The organism is Microcoleus sp. C2D2 (assembly GCF_036702495.1).
In the GTDB taxonomy this organism is placed as follows: domain Bacteria; phylum Cyanobacteriota; class Cyanobacteriia; order Cyanobacteriales; family Microcoleaceae; genus Microcoleus.
On record NZ_JAUBTO010000017.1, the window covers coordinates 66,947 to 89,243 of the forward strand.

Sequence of the window (22,297 nt, forward strand, 5' to 3'; positions counted from 1 at the left end):
GTCCAGAGGCTCTGCCTCGCTTGTTAGTAGGAAAATTGGAGGCAGAGCCTCCGGATATGCGTTACCAGGCAGAGCCTGTTAACGAGCAAACCAATATTGAGTAAGATTAAATGAACCGCGAAGACGCTCATGACGCGAAGGAAGAGAAAGAAAAAGATACAGTTCTTCCTTCGCGCTCTTCGCGTCTTCGCGGTTTAATCATTCCGATGCAACTGGATTTGGTATGATGAGTAAAACAATAACCAATAACTAATAACTAATTTATGTCTGTGAGTTTTTTGCGACGAAACCTGACTCCTTATTTGTTTTTGCTACCTGCTTTATTTATTTTGAGTTTAACTGTTTTGTGGCCTGCGGTGCAAGCTTTTTATTTGAGTTTTACCAACTACGAATATGATTTAACTCAAATGCCGCAGTGGGTGGGTTTAAAGAATTTTTACAGGTTGTGGGGCGATCGAGTATTTTGGCAAACTTTGACGAATACGCTGCTGTATCTCACCTGCGTTGTGCCTGTATTGGTTGTTGTGCCGTTGGGAATGGCGATTTTGTGCAACCAAAAACTTAAGGGGATGAACTGGTTTCGAGCCGCATACTACACGCCGGCGGTGATTTCAATGGTTGTCGCCGGGATTGCTTGGAAGTGGCTGTTTGCTGAGACTGGACTGCTTAATCAGTTGGGGGAATTGTTTGGTTTACCTCCTGTTTCTTGGCTGGCTAATCCGAAGTTAGCAATCTTTAGCGTCATGGCAGTTACTATCTGGAAAGGATTGGGCTATTACATGGTGATTTATTTGGCAGGGCTGCAAGCTATTCCGGCAGAACTTTATGAGGCGGCTGCTATTGATGGTTCTGATGGTTTGGGCAAGCACTGGGATATTACTGTGCCGCTGATGAAGCCGTATCTAGTTTTGGTAGCGGTAATTTCGGCGATTTCTGCTACTAAGGTTTTTGAAGAAGTTTATATTATGACTCAGGGCGGGCCTCGCAATAGTTCTAAGACTGTTGTTTATTATCTTTACGAACGGGCTTTTAAGGATTTAGAAATTGGCTATGCTTGTACGATCGGGCTGGTTTTGTTTTTGCTAATTTTGGGTTTGTCGATTTTGCAAGTTAGCCTTCAGGGTTTGGCTCGCAATGATTAAGATTTATGACTGGTTAGGGATGACGCACCCCGGGACTCATAAACTCGGTTTCTCGTTCTCACTTCTGTTGCTCCCAAAACTTCATTACATTCAGAAACCGGGTTTATTGGTCTAATTTATACTAATTTTAGACTTGAATCTCGAAGTAATGCGATCGCTCACGGTTTTGGACAGGTCTTATTGGTGAAATCACAGGTATAAATATAGGGTTTCTGCCAGTTCAGAGGAATTTCTAATAAATCCCTGGTTCCGGTCATTCCCTGTCCAAGAAAGAGCAGCACAGCGATCGAGTTCAATATCACATGGATAGTGCGCCAGCGATTTGATCGGTCTTTGTAAATGTCTTCAATGATGGCAAGGGAGAAAACCATAATTAGCGCAGCTGTGATGCCTATGTAGTAGTGAGACCAATACCATTCATTGGTTCGCCGATAAACGCCATCTTGAGTGCCAAGAATCACCAAACCAGTACCTGTTAGGGTCGCAAATATGCCGCGCCATAAAGCCGGTGTAGCTCGATATAGCATGACCAAAGAGGCGACAGTTGCAACAAACATCAGCACAATGAAAATGACCTGAAAGGAGTTTTTGCTCCAAACCTGTTCGCTCCAAATATGCTCAAAAATCGGGTAGGCTAGACCCAACAAGGTCACTCCTACCACAGAACCTGACAGAATTCGACCTGCTTTGACGTGTTCTGGACCGACTACAGGTGGAATTTTGCTCTTGGTGTCGATCGCAACTTGCTTGCGACGCTGCATAGTTTGCCACGCCATATTGAGAACAACACCAAGCATAGGAAAAACAATCGCTACCGCTAAAATAGGATGCAGCAAAGCCATAAAATCTCTAAATTCCATACAGCACCTTTTCGTTTTTAAAGTTGATAAAACTAAACTTTTGAGACCTTCAGGAAATCGATCGCCCGATCGCGATCGAACAAAATCCGAGGCTTAAACAAAATCCCAAATAGCAGGAACAGAGACTTTAACTCACCAGGAGCGCAATGACGTTTCCATTGACCTGGACGGCAAAACAACATCTCCACCAGACACCGATGTTGAGCAAGTTCCAATTTCTCAAAGTGGATCTGTATAGAGGGAAATTCACCACTCAAGTCAATCTGAGCGATTTGCCCTTGTAAGCTCAAATTATCTTCCAGAATTTTGAGTGCCACCGGGAGTGTTTCTCCTGTAATAATAACAGGCAATTGGGCTTGAGTCATCTCTACGTGAACCCCCACTTCAGAAATGAAAGTAGTCACGCCCCACAAAATTTGTCCATCGATCGCCAGCCGTACCAATCGACGCAAATCAAACCATTCATACCGATCTGATTTAGGAGCGTCTAACAAAATTAACAGCGTGATGCTCATAATTAAAAGGTTGTAGGCGCTCCAAATCCAACCAATCCCCAACCCTTTGAAATGCTGGATGATTTCAGGCTCTGATGCGTGCATCTGAACTTGAATCAAACAGGTTCCCAGAACGTGCCACAAGCTGATCGCATTGGGAATAAATAATAGCACCAACGGTAGCGCTAACTTCCAGTTGAAGGAAAAGCGATCGCTCACAGTGCCTTTTGCTGTGACGTTAAATCCTTTGGAGAAGGGAGACAGCATCACCTGAATGATGGTCAGAACCAGCGGGAATGCTAGTACCAGTGAGTAAATATCAGACAGTATTGCCGATCGCGCTCGATGATTCAACCAGGAGAAAACCGCTAACTGCACTAAATAATAGGGCATAAAAAAGTACAACATTTCTGGAACACGGGCTCGGATCGGAATCACTCCCAAGAAGGAATAAGCTAAGGGCATCAATAGAAAGCCTATGCGCGGAATGCTGCTAAACCAATTCAGGAGTCCTTCTAAATGGGCGAGTCGCTGAAGGGGGTTTAGTCCGGGGATAGTCAGGGGATTGGAATCAATAAAAAAAGCTTGTAAAGTTCCCCGTGCCCAGCGCAGGCGTTGAGTGGCGTAAGCAGAAATATTTTCTGCAGCCAAACCAGCGCTGAGTTTTTCATTGAGATACACTAAGCGATAGCCTTTAGCAGAGAGTTGAATGCCTGTGAAATAGTCTTCACTGAGCGATTCGGTGACAAATCCTCCGGCGTGTTCTAAGGCGCTGCGTCTCACAACAAAGGAGGTTCCAGAACAAACTACACTGCCGGCACCATCTTTGAGCGGTTCAATTTGGCGATAAAAAACCTCTTCTTCCGGGGTGATAACGTTATCTAAGCCTAAGTTACGGGCGATCGGGTCAGCATTGTAATAACTTTGAGGCGTTTGAACCAGGGCCACTGTGGGATCTTGGCAGAAACCAACGGTGCGAATCAGAAAGTTTTTGGTAGGGATAAAGTCGGCATCAAATACAACTATGAACTCTCCTTGAGTATAAGCTAAGGCATGATTCAAATTCCCTGCTTTCGCATGAAAATTATTAGGTCTAGTGATGTATTCACACCCTAATTCCTCTGCAAGTTGCCGGATTTCTTCACGCCGCGTGTCATCTAGCAGATATATCTTTTTCTGGGCATAGTCGAGGGCTTGACAACCAATTACCGTGCGTTTGAGAATATAGGCAGGCTCATTATAAGTCGGAATCAAAATGTCAACCGATGGCGTGAATCGACCCTCAACCACATCGATTGCCAACCGATTCGCTTCTGCACGGCGATCCTTTACCCACAACATCAAAAATAACTGAAGGATATTGGTAAGCAAGAGGAAAATTTCTAGAAGAAACAACCCAATGCTAAAGACTCCATCTAATGGATCGGATACATTTAAGGTTGTAAGCGATCGCCACAGCAGATAACGAGTCACCAACATCAACAAAATTCCCACAACTACAACCCGCGACCAGGTTCGGGGTATGGGCGACACCCGCATAATCACCCAAGAAATCGCCAGCAGAGCGACCGTAGGTGTTAGCAAATACTCCCCCATTACCATCGGCACTTGCAGCCACATCGGAGGATGATTCTGCATTGCTTGGAGTTGAGCAAATAGACGATCGAGAGTGCCGTTACCGGAAAACCAAGCAGCGACCAGTCCACCCGCTAAAATAACCGAACCTAACATGACGAGGGTGGCGATCGGTATCCGGTTTCTGGGGGTACTATCTCGACGATGAAAGCCCAAATAATTCAGCCATGAAGTCATAATTTTGTTTCAGCAAATTATATGAATTGGCGAGGGTATCAATTACTCCCTTCCCACTCAATACTTATTAAACAAACGGCGTTAGCGAAGTGGCGGAAAGCCATAGAAAGAAGAAAATCGGTAATGCTAGTAGTCGGAAGGGAGTAATTGCCTGCATCACTTTGAGCTTAGCGCAACAGTTCTTTGTTATTCAGAATAGCCGGCCAATTTTTGTTTGCTGAAGCAATGTGACCAGGAATATCCCCCATCCATTGTGCTTGTACTGTTTTATCGTAGTTGAGATAAAGCTTCCCATTAACGATTTTCCAGGCGTCAGGCTGGGTGACAACAAGATTCCCTTCACTGGTAGCTTGGGCGCAATATCCACCGTATTGAGGAGCATACTTTTCAGGATTGTTGGCAAACATATCACGGTTTGCTGCACTAGCAAACATCCAAGTTGTTCCACCCCAATTATGTTTAAATTGGCTAACTCCCATAACTAATTTGCTTTGGGTAAAATAGGCTACGACATCCTGAGCATCAAGAGCCACACCTTTTTCGGTGTAGAACTGAGGATGAAAGGTTGTTGTGCTGCTTTTACCAGCGCAAGGATTGGCTTTACCAGCGCAAGGATTGGCTTTACCAGCACAAGGATTGGCTTTACCAGCACAAGGATTTTCTTTACTCGCGCAAGGATTGGCTTTACCAGCACAAGGATTTTCTTTACCAGCACAAGGATTTTCTTTACCAGCGCAAGGATTGGCTTTACCAGCACAAGGATTTTCTTTACCAGCGCAAGGATGGGCTTTACCAGCACAAGGATTGGATTGTGCAACCTTGGATGAAACGGTTGTAGAGTTTGAGTTTGTTGAAGCCTTGAAGTTGCCGTAGCTAACATTAGTTGTTACCAAACCTAGAATGGTGGCAATGGCGATCGTGGTAATGTATTTTACTTTCATGTGTCTAATTTCCAGATAAATTGTTAGTAATTCCACGCCAGATGTTTGCTGGAGACTTCTTGCTCTCTGGGAATTATGCTGGCTTTGTGTTTTCCTCAAAACTTGAGGTTATTTACATTAACACTCAATAAAATGAGTGCTAGATGAGGAAGAGATGGATGGGAGATAAAACTCTGAATGCTTTATACGTCCCTTTCTTCAGCAAAAATTCATCTGGGAATTAGGAAAGCATCATCTAGTTGCCCCGAATGTCTTATAGAGTGGAGATTAACCCTGACTATCCTTTACATGACTTATACACTCTTGGCTGAGAAACCGGGTTTCTTGCTAGATATCTCGTTTCTCAACCCAAGATTGATGATGAGAAACCTAGTAGTGCAGTAATTTAACCGCGAGTTGAGAAATTATGACAGGAAAAGACTGGTTAGTGACTAATGATGGACAGTGCCATGTTTGTGAGGCTACAAGTCAAATTGAAGATTTGATTCATCCCTACCGACTTTACCGCTTTTTAACTGACTTGGAAGATGTATTAGAGCAAATTAGTGATGATTATTTACGACTCCAGGCAATTTGTCCCCTTGTCCGCAGGTTGTTAGATAGTTCCTCCTGGTTTCAAATTGCTCTACTTGAGCCTGACTCTGAGACAGGCTGGGCAGTACAAACACTGTATGATGAACCATTTTTTCCTCTGACCGTGCAGTTGGTCGCTTGGGTTCCGGGTGCAGTTTCTCCGATTCATAATCATGCCAGTTGGGGACTGGTCGCGCTACTTGATGGACAAGAGAAAAATACTTTTTGGCAGCGATCGCCAACTCGCAAGTTTCCCGATAAAATTACAACAGTGGGAGATATTTTGCTTGCTCCTGGTGACGTTTTGTGCTTAATGCCAGATGCGATTCATCATGTCGAAGCACTCGGAGATAAACCAACCATTAGTTTTAATCTTTATGGTGTAACAGATTACGATCGACGATTTGAGTTTAACCAGATTAAAGGTACTGCGGAAAACTTTTAAGATAGCAGCCTGATGAAAGCAAATATCAACAAATATCAAATATACCGGGCGATTGCAATCGTGGCTGCACCAACTTTCATGCGTGGTTCAGGCTTCGAGGCTGGACGGGATCTCCGGCCCATCCCACAACTCCTGCTTTTGATTGCTATAGTTGGGACTTTCCTAATTTTAATGCTTAATTCTTCTCGCTACCTGACGATATAATGAAGCTAATTCGCCAATTTACAGCCGCTATCAACCCTCTCGCGGGCAAGCGAATTTCCACCTCTTCGCTTCAGTTTCGCCTGACGCTGGAATTGCTGGTACTCTCGATTTTAGGACTTAGCAGTGTGGCATTTTGGGCCGGCTGGCAAAGATCGCAAAATCTAGTCGGTGCCCATAAAAAAACCCTGGAATACATTGGAATACGCTTTCCCGAACAGGTTGAGCTTTATAGTGAAATGGGTTCACTAGAAATTGGCTTAACCCGAAGCGTCCATAAAGCTTCTACAGGAGGAATAATGGTGTGGGTAAAGCGAAATGATGGGATGCTTTTGGTAAATTCACCGGATATGGATCTGCAATCTTCTAAGATTACGAAAATGATATCGTTGACGGAAGTACCTGCTGAGCCGACTTTTGTTCAGGTGGGCGATCGCTACTTGGTGATCTGTAGCAGAACTCTGAGGATTAAAAATGAGTTACTGGGTACGGTATATTTCTCTCAAGATATCACTGATGAGCAACGTCAATTAAATGATGGGATTCGCAGTCTAATTGTTGTCAGTATTGTGGTAATCTTAGTGTTAATGTTGGCGATCGCCAGTCGCATTCGTCATGCTCTCCATCCTTTGGAACATATGAGTCAGGTAGCTAGCACTTTGTCTGCTGATAATTTGCAGGCGGCCAAACTCCAACTGCATCAGGCTCCTGATGAGATTTTAGGACTAGCGCAAACCTTTAATGAGATGTTGTGTCGCTTATCTGGTTCTTGGGAGCAACAACGCCAATTTGTCGGTAATGTTTCCCACGAATTACGCACGCCTCTGACTGTTGTAGTTGGTTATTTACAAAGTTTGCTGCGACGCAGCACTAACTTAAGTGACTATCAGCAACAAGCACTAGAAACAGCCGTTGGGGAAACTGAACGCACGATTCGGATGTTAGAAGATTTGCTCGATTTAGCACGGGCTGATAGTGGCAACTTGCACTTTCGTTTGAATCCGGTGATACTGAATACTCTGGTGGCTGAGGTAGCCCAGATGAGTCAAAAAGTTAGCAATCGGAAAATTATTTTCGTGTCAAATGATGAGGATGTTGTAGCCTGTGCGGATCAGGATCGTTTACAACAAGTGTTAATTAACTTAGTCGATAATGCAATCAAGTATTCTGCTCCCGAACAACCAGTTGAGTTAGTCTTAGAAAAGAGGGAACACCAGGTGATGATTCATGTGGGCGATCGCGGAATTGGTATTTCTCTCCCCCATCAAAACCGGATTTTTGAGCGATTTTACCGGGTGGATGAGTCAATGACGCGCTCTAGAGACGGTACAGGGCTGGGATTGGCGATCGCCAAAAGCCTGATCGAAGGCATGGAAGGACGTATTACGCTCCGATCTAAACCGGGAGAAGGTAGTATTTTTACTATCACCTTACCTGTCTGGAATCCGCAGCTATGAGCGATCGCATTCTCCTTGTTGAAGATGACCCTAAACTGGCAAAGTTCATCGAATCTGAACTTAGTCTTGAAGGATATCATGTCACTGTCGCCCCAAATGGATTAGATGGATTAACGATCGCTCGTGATGCTCAACCCGATTTATTAATTTTAGATTGGATGCTTCCCGGCATCTCTGGATTAGACATCTGTTTAAGGTTGCGATCGACTGGTGTTCAAGTACCAATAATTATGTTAACAGCAAAAGATGAAGTACCCGATCGCGTGACGGGATTAAATGCTGGAGCCGATGATTATGTTACTAAGCCTTTCAGTATGGAAGAACTCCTCGCGAGAGTGAAAGCACGTCTGCGCCGAACTCAACCAAATGACCCGGCTCAGCTACAATTTGAAGACCTAATATTGAACGGTTTAACCCGTGAAGTATCTCGAGGCAGTCAACTAATTGAACTCACTGCCAAAGAGTTTGATTTGTTAGAATTTTTGCTGCAAAATCCCCGTCAAGTCATTACCCGCGACCGAATTTTAGAAAAAGTTTGGGGTTACGATTTTATGGGCGAGTCAAACATTATTGAAGTGTATATTCGTGCCTTACGGATTAAGTTAGAAGCAAGTAACTCAAAACGCCTGCTGCATACTGTTCGGGGAGTGGGATATGTGTTGCGAGAGCAAAAGTGAGGAGGGGCGGATTTACAAATACTTGGGATATGAAGTATGGATACTGGTGAACCCGCTCCTAAAAAATGTGAGATCGCATCCGCTTCTACTACCTATTTTTTCGTAAAAAATAGACCTATAAATCCGGTCGTTCCTGATAATCTTCCGCAGAGCTCGGGTCTAATTCCCAGCGATTTTCATCTCGTTCTTCAAGCATATCGGTTGTGTGCAAAATATCCCCATCTTGCAATTCTATGCCCGCAGCGGCTCCGAGTTCGTCAACAATATCCTGGTCGGGAGTAGGCGTGGTTCCGCCCACCGATTGCTCGCCAGTGGCACTTTCTTGTTCCGCAGCAGGATCGCCATCCTGGCCGCCGATTCGGGAACTTGTGGAAGAGTATTCCGAACTGCTGTCCTGCAAAATTGTTATGTCGTCTTGGCTCAATCCCGGTTGATCGATGACGCCGGTACCGTAAGATTCGGTAATTTCTTGAGGCAATTCGCCCAAATTATCACCATCTCTTGTTGTTTTTGCCTTGCGTTCCTTTTGCTGTGCCACGAGACTTGCTCCTGTTTGTTTTTGAACTCAATTAAATTAAAAATGTCCGAATTTGGCTTGAGCTGAATTATTTTTAGTTATTGCCAATGGGTGCCATTAAGTGGCATCATAATTGCTATTTAAGCTAAAAGCTTCTATCCCAGGAAATATATGGATTACGATCGGCTATTTCATTGGGAACACAAAAAGCGATCGCCCGTTTGAAAAGGGCGATCGCTTTTTAATGGGGAGGCTAATTTTATTCGGGAAAATCAGGAATTACCCATTTGGGGGGTTCCATCCGTTTCCTTCTCACCGCTTCCTCTGCTATTTCTAGCATTTTATCCAGAGAAGTATTTTCAATAAAGTTGGACGTTGCTTCTGCGTATTCCCGCTTCGGGCACTTGTCGCCCAGAACGCAGCCATTGACGCAAGCTACAGCACAATCGACAGTGTTCTCCACCATAACTTTTTTCCTTTCACGGTTCCAACAACTAATAGGCAGGTACTCTGGGTTAATTTGTCAAGAGACTGCTCTATATCTTTATTTTACTTCACAAATTGTCATCAAAGGTCGATCGCCAACGCAAAACTGTTATAAAATCAAAGTAACCTACCTAATCTGCCGATCGTGAGTAATTTTCTGCGGCGCTTAAAACTTTTACCTTGGCGAGAAATGCTGCAAATTGCCGCCCTCGTCAACTCAATCGTGATTGGACTGGAGCTATTTTTAGCCTGGGGTTTCACGCAATCGCGGCCAATCCGCAACGGCGTGACGCTTCTCTACGATTCCTCCCTCGGGATATTGATACCTTTTGCAGCAGCAGTGGGAATGGGAGCTTTAGCAGTGTACTTTTTAGAGTATTGGCAACAACAATTTTTGCTCAACCGAACTAGTTTGTGGGTTTTAGTTTTGTGCGTGCTCTTGGGTTTGGTGTTAAAGTCATTCCTACCCATACCTCCTTTATTAGCAAGTTTATCGGAAGAAGCACTAATCGGAGTTACGGTGGGAGTTTTTTGGAAGGGCCGGCCTTATTGGCGATAGTTATTAGTCATTAGTTATTAGTCAATAGTCATTAGGTGCTTAGGTGCTTAGGTTGCACCTTACCGCCATGAGTAGCATGTTAACAGTCCTAAATGCAGAACCTAATTATGTAGGGTGCTTAGGTTGCACCTTACCGCTAACTATTAACTAATGACCGATGACCAATGACTAATGACTAAAAATTATGGCAGCCAAAAATCGGGAATGAATGTTTTAGTCAAACTGCGAGTAAACTGATTAATCTTTCTCCCGATTTGAATGTGCGGTTCGTCAGCTTCCACGGGAATAATTGCCGCTTTGTTCCCAAGTCCGAAACGCGAAATTACAAAATTTGCCGCCTCCAAACCAGTCACATAAGCCTTTTCCTGCGACCAAGAACCGTGACGGGTCACAACCCAATCGCCGCTCATCAATACATTCTCATAACTTGTTACCGCAGGCAACAAATACTGATAGCTGCCAGGGGCAAAATGCGTCACCGCCCGCGACAGCCGAATCGCGCTGCAGTCGATTACTTTTGCCTCCCGAAAAGCCGGAATGCAAGTCGCTAAATCCCGCTGGACTAAGGAAACAATTTCCTCATCTGTCAGGGGAATTAATTGATTTGCGTGATAAAAGTCAGCTTCGACAACCGTTCCCGGTTCGTCTCGAAACTCGTCGTGCAAAGCATTCAAATCAAAAAACGTCCAACCAGTCGTTGAACTAAACCCAAAACAGGCATTAGAAGGCAGCGGAATGTCAATTTTCCTATCAAACCACAGGCGAACAGCTAACACGTCAACTGCACCCAAATTCATCGCGTCCCGAAACTCTTGGCGACTTTGCAAAGCAGGGCTGCTGCTGATAATTTTTTGCATTCCGGTGACGCCAACTGCAAAAATAACTGCATCTGCCTCGAAGGTTTCTTCGCCGCAAACAACGCCTGTTGCTCGGTTGTTGCTGTCAACTATTAAATCAGTAACTCGCTGCTTTGTCAATACTTTGGCGCCGATTTTTTCCAGGCGCTCGACCCAGGGACGAAATATCATTTCTCCGACAGTTCCGCGACACCAAACTACATCAAAATCCGGTTGGTGTGCTAATATGAAATAATAAAGCATTCCCAAAGCTGCGGCGGCAGAACACTGTTCTCCTGGTGCAAATAAACCTACTAATAACATCGGTTCAAAAGCATCGCGGTAGAGTCTTGCAGAAACGCCAAACTGTTTGAAGAGTTCGCGGGCTGTGACGCGATCGTACCTGCGCCAAGCTTCGTCGGAATTGTCGAAATCTAGGACGGCGTAGAGTAAGGGCAAGGCTGAAAGCCGATCGACTAATGGCAGCCTTTTAAATCGCGTGTAAAGAAAGGTTCCTAACGGTGTGGGAAGGATCGGTTCGTCCTGAAAAATCGGCGATTCTACTTCCAATCCGGCCGGTGAATACTGACAAGAACGAGTCCAAGGCGTGAAGGGAGCGAGTCCTAATTCCTTGACTAAGGAAAAGATGTTTTTGTAGGGATACCAGAAGCCATGAATGCCTGCTTCTACGGAACGCCCGCCGGCGGTTTTCCACCCTGCAACTAAGCCACCCGGATAAGGGCCTGCTTCTAGCAGGGTGACATCATAGCCTTGCTGGGCTAGGTGATAGGTAGCGCCTAAACCGGCCCATCCTGCACCGACGACGACTATTTTTGGGGTTGACGATTCTGGTGACATTGCGTACCTCTTGATAATTTATTAATGATGACATAATTCATAAAATGCGGATTTGATATAAAATGTGTTGGATTATGTGCTAAATTTGGCTTGAGTGAATAATGAGTGTCAAAAACCGCCAGCAAACTAACCTGTTGCTGCTCTTATTTCCCGCTACCGCATGGCTGCTCGTTTTCTTCATTTTGCCAGTGCTAATTGTACTTTTGTACAGTTTCTTAGAACGCGGTACTTACGGCGGCGTTACTTGGATATTTACTCTTAGCAACTACCAGCGTTTGTTCAGTGGACTTTTCTTAGGAGTAATTGGGCGATCGCTGTGGCTGGCTTTTTTGACAACGGCCGCTTGCTTGTTAGTGGGCTATCCCCTAGCATTCTTCATCGCCACCCGTTCTCCCCGCTGGCGAAATGCTTTGCTTTTGCTGGTAATTATTCCATTTTGGACTAACTTTTTAGTGAGAACATACGCCTGGATAATACTCCTGCGTAGCGAAGGAGTAGTTAACACAGCCTTGCAAAGCTTGCAAATTATTAGCGAACCGTTAAACTTGCTTTTTACGCCTTTCGCTGTGGCGATCGGTCTTATTTACGGCTATTTACCTTTCATGGTTCTGCCTTTATATTCTAGCATAGAACGCTTCAATTTTTCATTGGTAGAAGCCGCTCAAGATTTAGGGGCAAATGATATTCGCACTTTTTGGCGCGTATTTTTACCCTTGACAACTCGCGGCATTGTTGCAGGTTCAATTTTGGTTTTTGTTCCCGCAGTCGGCGCTTTCATCACACCGGATATATTGGGCGGATCTAAAACAATTATGGTGGGAAATTTGATTCAAAATCAGTTTATGAAAGCCCGCGACTGGCCTTTTGGATCGGCGCTTTCTATGCTGTTGACGGTAATCATATTGATTCCTGTTTTAATTTATTCCCGCGTGTCTGATGAAACTTAATAGTAAAGTGCGAAATGGGCACCTGATATCAATTCCGGTTGCACCGGAATTATAGTTGACTGTTGACCGAAAGCATCCAGGATACAACCCCCCGGATTCATCCGTGGACAAATAAAAAACCTGTATCCGATGAAACTTGCCCCCCGAATTTATCCGTGGGGTCAATGCTTCAATTCTTTAATCTAAAATCTCAAATCTAAAATCGATTGACCGAAAGCATCCAGGATACAAGCCCCCGGATTCATCCGTCCAGAAATAAAAAACCTGTATCCGATGAAACTTGCCCCCCGAATTTATCCGTGGAGTCAATGCTTCAATTCTTTAATCTCAAATCTCAAATCTCAAATCGATTGACTGTTGACTGTTGAAGTCGGGGTCGAAAAACTGAATGATAGTTGAGTAGTGACTGTTGATTCGATTTTACGCCCGACGATGCTAGCGGAGTTGATATGATACCAAATCCGATTAAAGTAAAACTCCTACAAGCAATACTCCGGACAGTTTTTGAGACAGAGGCTGAAACCCTAATTCTACCGTTAGCATTTGACCTCACTGAGAAGGCCCAAACCCGTATTCGGCCGTTAGTGATTGAAAACTGTCCGGACTATTGTACAAGCAACAATAAAACCTGTGCTCAAAGCGGATTTAGTAAATAAATCTGCAAGGTGTCTCTCCTCACCGGATTTGGTATGACTTCGATTTTAGCTAAAGAAATCCACCTACCAACTCAATTTGCTGCAATTGAGACAAAATATCGGCTTCCAAGTCTTTTAGACGTTTAGTTTCAGCGAGTATGTCAATTTCTCGGGATTGTTTTTGAGCGAGCAAACTATCTAACTCGGCTTTGCGAGAATTGATATCAGCTTTCACGCGATCGCACACCTGTTCTTCGTAAGTATCAAAACATTTCCTGACTGCTTCATAAATATATTGCGACTGTTCTTCAGCAATTTGTGGCAGATATTTGACAAACTCTTTCTTAGTCGCAGAAATGAACTGTTGGCGAACATACTCCGCTTGCAATGCTACAACACCTGTAACTACCAGAATTCCACCCAAAACTGAAAGAGTTAAAGAGGCAACAACTACACCGATAATATTTAGCACAAGCGTCACCATGACACAAGCCAAGACACTCTGCCAAAACATATTGAAAGAATGGATACCTCTGTTGAGGTTGTCGGGAATCGAGGAAAACATATCTATTGCCACCTCAGCCCAAGTCGAGTTTTCTTCAGGCTTGTAGCTATGTCCGACGGCGTAGAACCGGTAGCCTAACAGCTTCTTATTCATAGCCTCTACTACTCGTTCATATTCAATTCGAGAATCGGCGGCTTTTTCCTCAAGTTCAGAGAAAGCAGAGGCTATCTTCTGTTTGGCAATGAATTCCCAAGCAGCGAGGCGATCGTTCATATATCGCTCGAAAGCACGTTTGAATGAGGTATAGAACATGGCCCGGTTGTTTTTGTCTAGAAAGTCCATGAAATCTAAATCGGGCTGAGTGCTTAAAAAATCCTGTTCAAAGGTGTTCTCTAAATCCAGGATATAGGTACGGAAAGAATCGCCTATTTCCTGGGAAGTTCGGTCGCGAACAGTTCTAATTTCTTGCTGGAATTGATTACCAATTTCAGACAAAATTGCGAAGTCCGACTGAATCGAATCAATTTTCTGTTTCAATTGATCGACAGTTTCATCTAACAAAGGAATGCGGCGGGAGATTGCTGCTTGAAAGCGATTGCAAGCTTGAAGGGCGATCGCTCTTGCTTGTTCCCGTTCAGCAGCAGCTCGTTCCCCAGTCAGAAAATGATTGAAAGCCGCAAGAAACTCCACAAAGCCAGTGCCTTCTAAAGTAGCTTCTGAGTTTTTCAAACGACTGCGCAAGGCATTGAGAGCAGAAATCTCAAATACTCGCTGCTGATAAATATCCCGACCCCGATCCTGACAATATTCACTCAGATTAGTCTGGAAAACTCGACGCAGTTTGTCCTCGGCTGCTTGCAGTGCCTCAGTATCTTCTGGATCGACAAGTCCATCTCGAATTCTATCCCAAGAATTGACTATGAAGAAAATTGTTAAACCTCGGTCTTTGAGGTAATTCTGGAGATAGCGGCGTTCCTCCAATGTGCAAGGTTGAGACGCACTCAACACAAAAAGTATGGCGTGACAGTTGTAGATATAGTCGAGAGTAAGCTGGTTTCGCGCTTCCGTATCATTCAGTCCCGGGCTGTCCACAAATTCGATACCTTTGGCTAGCAGCGGTAGCGGATGTTCTACCACCGCATGACTGATATCTGGAAAAGCTAGCTGTTTGCCCCGCTCTAGAATTTTTGCTTCTTCTGCATCAATTGTATAGCGCTGCTTAAACTGCTGAAAATCTATTTCCTCTGGTTGTTTGCTATCGTTATAGTAAATGGTCGCTTTCTCGGCTGTACCGTATTTCAGCACCGTTAACAAAGCAGTACAGGGAGTGACATCACTGGGAAGTAAATTCTGCCCTAGCAAAGCATTGAGAAATGTACTTTTTCCCCGCTTCATATCCCCTAATACTAAAAACCGAAAGACTCCTTGGCGCAAATTTTCACTGTGCTGGATGAGACGTTCAATCTCTTTAGAAAGCCCTAGTTTTCCGGATGTATTTTCTGCTTGTGATTCAGCTTGGGTGAGATTTTGGGCGATATCCTCCAACAAAGCTGCTATCTCGTTGCGAACTCTGACAAGGCGATCCAAGTTATGGAGCCAACCAGCCGCTTTTTCTTGACTGCTCATGGGTCTTCCCTCGAGTAAGGTCTAATTCGATCTTATCACCTTGACCGATCTAAATTTAGGGTAAGATGCGCAAATGACTAATGACTAATCACTCATGACTAAACTAGACTTGCTCGTGCGGGCGATCGGCAAAAAGTGGCTTTGGGTACAAGCTGCACTAGCATTTGCCTTTCTTTACTTGCCAATTCTCATCTTAATTATTTACTCCTTTAACGCCTCCAGATTCAATGCCGTTTGGCGCGGTTTTACCCTTGACTGGTATCGCAGTTTATTCGGCGGTGCAGGTACACTCGGACTCGAAACACAGCTAGGAATTGCTAGCAGCAGCAGCGCCGGAATCTTGACTGCACTCAACAACAGCTTGCTAATTGCAGTTATTTCGACTGTGTTAGCGACAATTTTTGGTACAATGCTCGCGTTAGCACTCGAACGCTTTCATTTTCCAGGACGCAAAGCAGTAGAAGCTTTACTGTTTTTGCCGATGATCGTGCCCGAAATTACGATCGGCATTTCGCTGCTAGTTTTCTTTACCCTAGTATTTCGGATCGTTGAAAATCTCACGGGAATTCGCCTCAATCTAGGCTTACCTACCGTAATTATCGGTCACATTGTCTTTAATATTTCCTTTGTGACTATTACTGTCAGGGCGCGTTTGGCGGAACTCGATCCTCAATTAGAACAAGCAGCTTTTGACTTAGGCGCTAACGAATGGCGGGCTTTTTGGCGCATCACTCTCCCTCTAATTTGGCCCGCTATTTTCAGCGCGGCACTTCTAGCTTTTACTCTGTCGCTGGACGATTTTGTCGTGACATTCTTTACTACCGGCGTCGGTTCAGTGACGCTGCCGCTATTTGTTTACGGCATGATAAAATTTGCTGTCACGCCAGCGATTAATGCCATTTCAACTTTGATGTTGTTGGCTTCCTTATTGCTGGTTTTATCATCGCTCAAAGTTAAAAAAAGTTAAGATAATTGGTTTCTGTGTCATAATTATTCTCGTCTGCAAGTAACAAAACCTATGAAACGCCTCCTGACTTTCCTACTTTTGTTTGTGATGAGTGCAACGGTGGCTTTCGGCTGTAGCCCCACAGGTGGCAACCAGCAGCAAGTGCTCAGCATTTACAATTATGCCAGTTATATCGCTCCAGAAGCGATCGCCCAATTCGAGAAAGAGAACAATGTTAAAATTCAATACGACACTTTCGAGAACAGCGACGCACTCTATGCCAAACTCAAACAGGGAAACCCCGGTTACGACTTAATATTTCCCGCCGATTACATGGTGAAAATCATGATAGCAGAAAATTTAATTGAACCGCTGAATCTTAACAAGATTCCCAACAAAAAAAACCTCGAACCTAAGTTTCTAAATCAAGCTTTTGACCCGGAAAACAAATATTCCCTGCCCTACCAGTGGGGAACGATGGGAATTGGCTACAACGTGAAAGCAACCCAGGGAGAAATTAACAGTTGGGGGGCGATGTTCGATGCTAAATATACCGGAAAAGTCGCGTGGCAAGACGATGCCAGATACACATTTGCAGTAGTTTTAATGTATTTAGGATTTGACCCAAATACAACCAATCCCGAAGAGATTAACAAAGCCCGCGATTTGCTGATTAAAAGTAAAAATATCATTGCCGCTTTTGTCCCTGACACCGGTCAAAATCTGCTCGATCAAGGAGAAGTAAATCTGACAATGGAATGGAGCGGCGATGTTTTCCAAGTTATGAAAGAAAATCCCAATCTCCGCTACGCTATTCCCAAAGAAGGAACAATTATCTTTTATGACAACATGGCAATTCCCAAAGGTGCGCCCCAGAAAGAGTTAGCGGAGAAATTTATTAACTTTATTTTGCAGCCCGAAGTAGGCGCTAAAGTTTCTAATTTTATCCACTATGGCTCGCCGAACAAAGCAGCAATCGATCGAGGTTTAATCGACCCGAACGATTTGAAAAATCCTCAAATTTACCCGCCGTCTGAGGTGTTTGACAAAATGAAATTATTGCAGGATGTCGGGAAAGCAACTTCATTGTACGATCGAGCTTGGACGGAAGTTAAAGCAGGGGCTGGAAAGTAGATATAACACAGGTTTCTGCCGGGGCGAGTTTACTTAAATTTTTAGTTTGTATTGGAGTTGCACCATCGTCAAGAACGGGCAAGATGCCCGTTCCACAAAACTTAATTTTCTTGTGGAACGGGCATCTTGCCCGTTCCTAAACAAGTAATGGACAATGGTGCAAGATATCAGTTTAACCGGACTCGAACTCAGATTTTTATTACTCACAAATACTAACACAATGCACGCTGTCGAAGTTTTAGAAGTTTCCAAAGTATTTAAAACTGTTCGCAGCCAAGATTTCTTAGCTGTAGACAACATCAACCTGCAAATTTACGATCGAGAATTCTTTTCTTTACTCGGCCCTTCCGGCTGCGGCAAAACTACAACTTTGCGAATGATAGCAGGTTTTGAAATTCCCACAGCGGGCGAAATTTACATTCACGGTCAACCGATGCAAAATCGCCCACCCTTTCACCGCCCTGTGAATACGGTATTTCAAAACTATGCTTTGTTTCCGCACATGACAGTAGCACAAAATGCCGCTTTTGGGTTGGAAATGGAGAATTTGCCTCCGAAAAAAATTCGCGATCGCGTTGTTGAAGCCTTAGCATTAGTACAGTTAACCGATGTAGAAAAACGCTATCCCCGCCAACTGTCAGGGGGACAGCAACAGCGAGTAGCGCTAGCAAGAGCATTAGTCAAACAGCCGTCTGTTTTGCTGTTGGATGAACCCCTAGGAGCGCTGGATTTAAAATTGCGTAAAGAGATGCAATTAGAATTGAAAAAAATGCAGCGCCAATTGGGAATTACGTTTATTTATGTGACTCACGATCAGGAAGAAGCACTAACGATGTCGGACAGAATTGCAGTGATGGATGGAGGAAAACTGCAACAAGTCGGGACGCCTGTTGATATTTATGAATATCCTAAAACTCGGTTTGTTGCTGATTTTATTGGCGAGAGCAATTTTTTAACCGGGCAAGTAGTAGAAAAGCAACACGGTCAAATAATCGTGTTGGTTGACCAGCAGTTGCCCGTGTTAGTTGCGACAGCAGAAGATATGCCCGCTGGTAAAGTTGTCACCCTGGTGCTGCGGCCAGAAAAAGCTGCTATTTACCCGGCTAATTATGATGTTGAAAATAGCTGGCCGGGAATAGTAGAAGAGGCTATTTATATTGGCACTGACACGCGCTATACGGTGCGGTTGACTGCTAAAAGTTCGATCGCCCTTCGACGACAAAACTTGCACAGAGATGACTTGCAGCGACACAAAGTCGGCGACAGCGTTCGAGTTGCCGTGCCGCCGGAAAGTATCTGCATTTTATGAAATTTACATCTTGCACCATTGTCAAGAACAGGCAAGATGCCTGTTGCACAAGAGATGAATTTTCTTGTGGAACAGGCATCTTGCCTGTTCCTAAACAACAATGGTGCAACATTTCAGTGCCGCCGGAAAGTATCTGCATTTTATGAAATTTACATCTTGCACCATTGTCAAGAACAGGCAAGATGCCTGTTCCACAAGAGATGAATTTTCTCGCTTCACAGGCCGGAAAGCCTGTTCCTAAACAACAATGGTTGGTGCAACATTTCAGTTGAAACGTTCTGCTTAATTCAAACTCCCTTACTCCGGTGATGGCGAAGGAGTTTCAGCTTCTTCGGGCAAGGGAATTTCCACAGGAGTCGATTCGGGCGACGGCGAGGGACTCTCGGCCTCGGGGGAGGGAATTTCCGCAGGAGTCGGGGCGGGCGACGGCGAGGGACTCTCGGCCCCGGGCGAGGGAATTTCCGCAGGAGTCGGGGCGGGAGTTTCCGGCGGTGGCGAAACTTGTTCGGGCTCTGGCTGGGGGCTTTGGAGGCTGCGCACCCACAAACCTAAACCGCCGAAGGCTAATATCAGCCCCAACAGCCCCAGTAGGGGCAGCGGAAGCTTGAAACCTTGTTTTTGAACTGGTTCCGGGGCAGGGGTAGGTTCGGGGTACAGCAACTTTTTGGACGATTCAGGAAGCGGAGGTTCTGAACGGAGCCCCGACTTCTGGAGGGACCGCGGCAGGGACGGCGGCAGCGACACCGAGGCTGACACTGGCGCTGACGCCGGCGCTGAGGCCACCTCCGGATTAAACAGTACCAATCTCTCCGGCGACATCCGACAGTGAGTCGCCACCACCGAGGTGTTGTCATAACCGTTTTTCTCGTTGGCGAGACGAATCCAAGACTCAACCGCGGCTTCCAAAGACATTTTGCCCTCAAGCACCTCTGGGCCGTAATTCTCCCAAGATTTCTCTACCCAGTCGTTGTCGCTCAAACCGTCGGAACACAGCAGCAGTAAGCCTTCCTCTTCGACAATAAATCGCTGAATAGTCGGGCGCAGGAAATCGCCGTCCCGCGTGCCCAAAGCTTGAGTCAGGGCTCCTGCATCGGATCGCAGTTGAGTTTCCCAGTACAAACAGTGTCCTAGCTGGACTTCCCTTGACGCTACGTCGTCGTCCACGGTCAGCCGCTGACAGTAATTTTTGCCAATCCAATAAGCGCGGCTGTCTCCAACATTGACTAAATAAAGTTCGTGACTGTTATTCGAGGACGAATCCTCGGAATTTTTCACTTTTTGAGGCAATTGGAGGGCCATCACCAAAGTGGTCCCCATCCGCTGCCGCAACTCTTTTCCCTGCTCGTTATTTTGAGCGGAAATCACATTATTCACAACTCTCACTATTTCTTCGAGTTGCTTGATGACCATTGTTGGCGTCATCAACTCTTCTTGTTGAGTGATTTCTGCGAGCAAATTTTGGATTAAAGCTTTCAGGGAATGGACGGCTAATTGACTGGCAACTTCTCCTCCTTCGTGGCCTCCAACTCCGTCGCAAACCATTGTCAAGTAAGGAATTAGTTTGTCGCTTCCTGAAGTTTTGCTAGATTGAAAATCAGCAGCAGTCGGATAGCAACTGTCTTCATTTTTGGAGCGCTGCGGCCCGGTATCGGTCATGCCGACTACTTCTAAGTGCAGAGGCAATTTAGCGGCTTGTTCTAATAGTAAATCGTTTAGTTCCAGGGCGATCGCCTCGAAAGGCATGCTGCTGCGGCGCATAAACTGACAAATCTCTCCGAGTCTCGACTGTACCTCGGGCTGGGCCGATTCCACCAAACCCGACCACACATCTCCCAAATCCCGCAGCGTCGGTACAAAATTGCCCCGGTGCAGTTCCAGCAGGCGTACCCGCCAACCTTCCACCCGCAAATTTTCCGGTACCAACAAACTCGAAGCGACTCCCTGTTCCGACAGCGTCGCCCACAGTTGGAGCATTTGCCACAGCCAGTAAAGTTGGCGCACGGCGGTTGTCCCAGACCAAGCTTCTAAAATAGAAGGATACAGGCGACCGAAATTATTGATGGGCACATTTTCCAACAACAGCACCTCTGCCTCGGACGGTTCTTCCCCCAGGGAACAAAAACCGTATACTTCCGGCGTGTGCAGCCGTTGGGGATACAAATGCAGGTAAGGCATAATGGTATCGGGCAGTTGTTCCGGGACGCTCGGAGGCAGAGCGGGACGGCTGTCGAGCCAGATTTGGGGTGCAATGACAAAGTATCGATCAGCTATTACCTTACCCGCCGGCACTTCCTCGGCTGCTTGCCCCACCACCCACAAATAGCGATAAATTAAATCGGTTTCGCAAGCTGCACACTGCTGGCGGCCAAAGGTATTGCGGGGCTCGGCACAGCTAAGATTCGGGCAATAAATCGGTTCGGAGAAACTGCTGATCATATCGAAATAGTTTGTGTAAAAAGATTCTGAAGATATATGATTCACCAGCCCAAATTCATGAGCTTGAGAATAAACTGATTTTAGCCCCTATCAATTTCTTAACTGCCTTTGGGCCCCTAGAAATTGTAGTTTCTGCCAGTCGGCATCGGCTAAAATTGTAATTTAAGTTACTAAACTCTGACTTAGAGTAGGATGGAAGCCTCAACCTGGTACGGCTGCGCGACAAATCGCTCCTGAAGGCCAGCAAGTCGCAAACCCTTGCAGAGTCAGTTGTTGGCATTTCTTAAATCTTAAATTTCCAATCTAAGATCTAAATAGTATCACCTATTCTTTTTATGATCTTGACTCCTACGCTCCTTTGGCTGCTAGTTGGGTCTTTGCTGTGTTTGGCAGAGCTATTTATCCCGACTGCTTTTGTCGCTTTTATGATGGGACTGAGCGCTTTCGCCGTAGCTGGATGCTCTCTAGTTCTACCTTACGTTAATTTACAAATATTCCTGTGGATGGTATTTTCGACTGTTTTTGTGCTGCTGTCTCGGCGGTTGATACCAAAAGGCACGGCAAGGGCGATCGCAGATTCTCAGGAAGCCAAAACTTTAACAGAAATTCCCCCCGGAGAAGCCGGCCGAGTCATTTATGAGGGGAATTCTTGGCGAGCTCGCTGCGAAGACACGAACGCCGCCATCCCCCCCAACCAAAATGTAATTGTCGTGGGACGAAAAGGCACTACTCTGATAGTTTTGCCAGAAAATTTATTGCATTCTTAAACAAAATGCGTAATTAATCACAGGCAATTAGTAGTTAGTCATCAGTCATCAGTCATCAGTCATCAGTCATTAGTCATTAGTCATCAGTCATTAGTCATTAGTCATCAGTCATTAGTCATCAGTCATTAGTCATC

18 protein-coding genes are annotated in these 22,297 nt (G+C 45.2%); 10 read left to right on the plus strand and 8 right to left on the minus strand.

Going from position 1 to position 22,297, the window contains the following annotated elements; all coding sequences use genetic code 11:
- Window positions 1–263 precede the first annotated feature (263 nt).
- Entirely contained in the window at window positions 264–1,142 is an 879-nt protein-coding gene (locus tag QUB61_RS08545) for a sugar ABC transporter permease (RefSeq protein ID WP_333130851.1), read from the plus strand.
- Between the two features lie 158 nt (window positions 1,143–1,300).
- Here the strand turns inward: QUB61_RS08545 and QUB61_RS08550 are convergent, their stop codons facing one another.
- From QUB61_RS08550 to QUB61_RS08560, 3 genes are all read right to left on the minus strand, one after another.
- Complete coding sequence (locus QUB61_RS08550; RefSeq protein WP_333130849.1) at window positions 1,301–2,002, minus strand: DUF4079 domain-containing protein; 702 nt, start codon at window positions 2,000–2,002, stop codon at window positions 1,301–1,303.
- Between the two features lie 32 nt (window positions 2,003–2,034).
- On the minus strand, window positions 2,035–4,308 hold the full coding sequence (locus QUB61_RS08555; RefSeq protein ID WP_333130847.1) for a glycosyltransferase: 2,274 nt from the start codon (window positions 4,306–4,308) through the stop codon (window positions 2,035–2,037).
- A 167-nt stretch (window positions 4,309–4,475) separates the two neighbouring features.
- Window positions 4,476–5,249, minus strand: coding sequence for a YHS domain-containing (seleno)protein (locus QUB61_RS08560; protein ID WP_333130845.1), 774 nt, complete (start codon window positions 5,247–5,249; stop codon window positions 4,476–4,478).
- Window positions 5,250–5,655: 406 nt separating this feature from the next.
- Here QUB61_RS08560 and QUB61_RS08565 point away from each other — a divergent pair, with 406 nt between their 5' ends.
- From QUB61_RS08565 to QUB61_RS08575, 3 genes are all read left to right on the plus strand, one after another.
- Window positions 5,656–6,267, plus strand: coding sequence for a cupin (locus tag QUB61_RS08565; RefSeq protein WP_333130843.1), 612 nt, complete (start codon window positions 5,656–5,658; stop codon window positions 6,265–6,267).
- Window positions 6,268–6,470: 203 nt separating this feature from the next.
- Complete coding sequence (locus QUB61_RS08570; protein ID WP_333130841.1) at window positions 6,471–7,925, plus strand: HAMP domain-containing sensor histidine kinase; 1,455 nt, start codon at window positions 6,471–6,473, stop codon at window positions 7,923–7,925.
- A complete protein-coding gene (locus tag QUB61_RS08575) occupies window positions 7,922–8,602 on the plus strand; it encodes a response regulator transcription factor (protein ID WP_333130839.1) in 681 nt (226 codons plus the stop codon). The genes QUB61_RS08570 and QUB61_RS08575 overlap by 4 nt, the downstream gene beginning before the upstream one ends.
- A 115-nt stretch (window positions 8,603–8,717) precedes the next feature.
- Here QUB61_RS08575 and QUB61_RS08580 read toward each other — a convergent pair whose 3' ends face one another.
- The gene (locus QUB61_RS08580; protein ID WP_333130837.1) at window positions 8,718–9,140 is read right to left on the minus strand and encodes a DUF6335 family protein; all 423 of its coding nucleotides are present in this window, start codon (window positions 9,138–9,140) and stop codon (window positions 8,718–8,720) included.
- A 238-nt stretch (window positions 9,141–9,378) separates the two neighbouring features.
- On the minus strand, window positions 9,379–9,585 hold the full coding sequence (locus QUB61_RS08585) for a hypothetical protein (RefSeq protein ID WP_190734170.1): 207 nt from the start codon (window positions 9,583–9,585) through the stop codon (window positions 9,379–9,381).
- A gap of 165 nt (window positions 9,586–9,750) precedes the next feature.
- On the opposite strand from QUB61_RS08585, the gene QUB61_RS08590 reads away from it, so the two are divergent.
- Window positions 9,751–10,164 (plus strand): peptide chain release factor 1, encoded by a 414-nt coding sequence (locus QUB61_RS08590; RefSeq protein ID WP_333130835.1) that lies wholly within the window; start codon window positions 9,751–9,753, stop codon window positions 10,162–10,164.
- A 182-nt stretch (window positions 10,165–10,346) separates the two neighbouring features.
- On the opposite strand, the gene QUB61_RS08595 is transcribed toward QUB61_RS08590, so the two are convergent.
- Entirely contained in the window at window positions 10,347–11,858 is a 1,512-nt protein-coding gene (locus QUB61_RS08595) for an FAD-dependent oxidoreductase (protein ID WP_333130833.1), read from the minus strand.
- A 101-nt stretch (window positions 11,859–11,959) separates the two neighbouring features.
- On the opposite strand from QUB61_RS08595, the gene QUB61_RS08600 reads away from it, so the two are divergent.
- On the plus strand, window positions 11,960–12,805 hold the full coding sequence (locus tag QUB61_RS08600) for an ABC transporter permease (protein WP_333130831.1): 846 nt from the start codon (window positions 11,960–11,962) through the stop codon (window positions 12,803–12,805).
- Window positions 12,806–13,510: 705 nt separating this feature from the next.
- Here QUB61_RS08600 and QUB61_RS08605 read toward each other — a convergent pair.
- A complete protein-coding gene (locus QUB61_RS08605; protein WP_333130829.1) occupies window positions 13,511–15,571 on the minus strand; it encodes a dynamin family protein in 2,061 nt (686 codons plus the stop codon).
- A gap of 94 nt (window positions 15,572–15,665) precedes the next feature.
- Between QUB61_RS08605 and QUB61_RS08610 the strand changes: the two genes are divergently transcribed.
- The 3 genes from QUB61_RS08610 to QUB61_RS08620 all read left to right on the plus strand — a co-directional run bounded on the left by QUB61_RS08610 (window position 15,666) and on the right by QUB61_RS08620 (window position 18,960).
- Window positions 15,666–16,538 (plus strand): ABC transporter permease, encoded by an 873-nt coding sequence (locus tag QUB61_RS08610; protein ID WP_333130827.1) that lies wholly within the window; start codon window positions 15,666–15,668, stop codon window positions 16,536–16,538.
- A gap of 51 nt (window positions 16,539–16,589) precedes the next feature.
- On the plus strand, window positions 16,590–17,651 hold the full coding sequence (locus tag QUB61_RS08615) for a spermidine/putrescine ABC transporter substrate-binding protein (protein ID WP_333130825.1): 1,062 nt from the start codon (window positions 16,590–16,592) through the stop codon (window positions 17,649–17,651).
- 220 nt (window positions 17,652–17,871) lie between these two features.
- A complete protein-coding gene (locus QUB61_RS08620) occupies window positions 17,872–18,960 on the plus strand; it encodes an ABC transporter ATP-binding protein (RefSeq protein ID WP_333130894.1) in 1,089 nt (362 codons plus the stop codon).
- Window positions 18,961–19,257: 297 nt separating this feature from the next.
- On the opposite strand, the gene QUB61_RS08625 is transcribed toward QUB61_RS08620, so the two are convergent.
- Window positions 19,258–21,396 (minus strand): protein phosphatase 2C domain-containing protein, encoded by a 2,139-nt coding sequence (locus tag QUB61_RS08625; protein WP_333130823.1) that lies wholly within the window; start codon window positions 21,394–21,396, stop codon window positions 19,258–19,260.
- A 335-nt stretch (window positions 21,397–21,731) separates the two neighbouring features.
- Here QUB61_RS08625 and QUB61_RS08630 point away from each other — a divergent pair, with 335 nt between their 5' ends.
- Window positions 21,732–22,163 carry an NfeD family protein gene (locus QUB61_RS08630; RefSeq protein WP_333130821.1) on the plus strand — a complete coding sequence of 144 codons (432 nt, stop codon included), beginning with the start codon at window positions 21,732–21,734 and terminating at the stop codon, window positions 22,161–22,163.
- Window positions 22,164–22,297 lie beyond the last annotated feature (134 nt).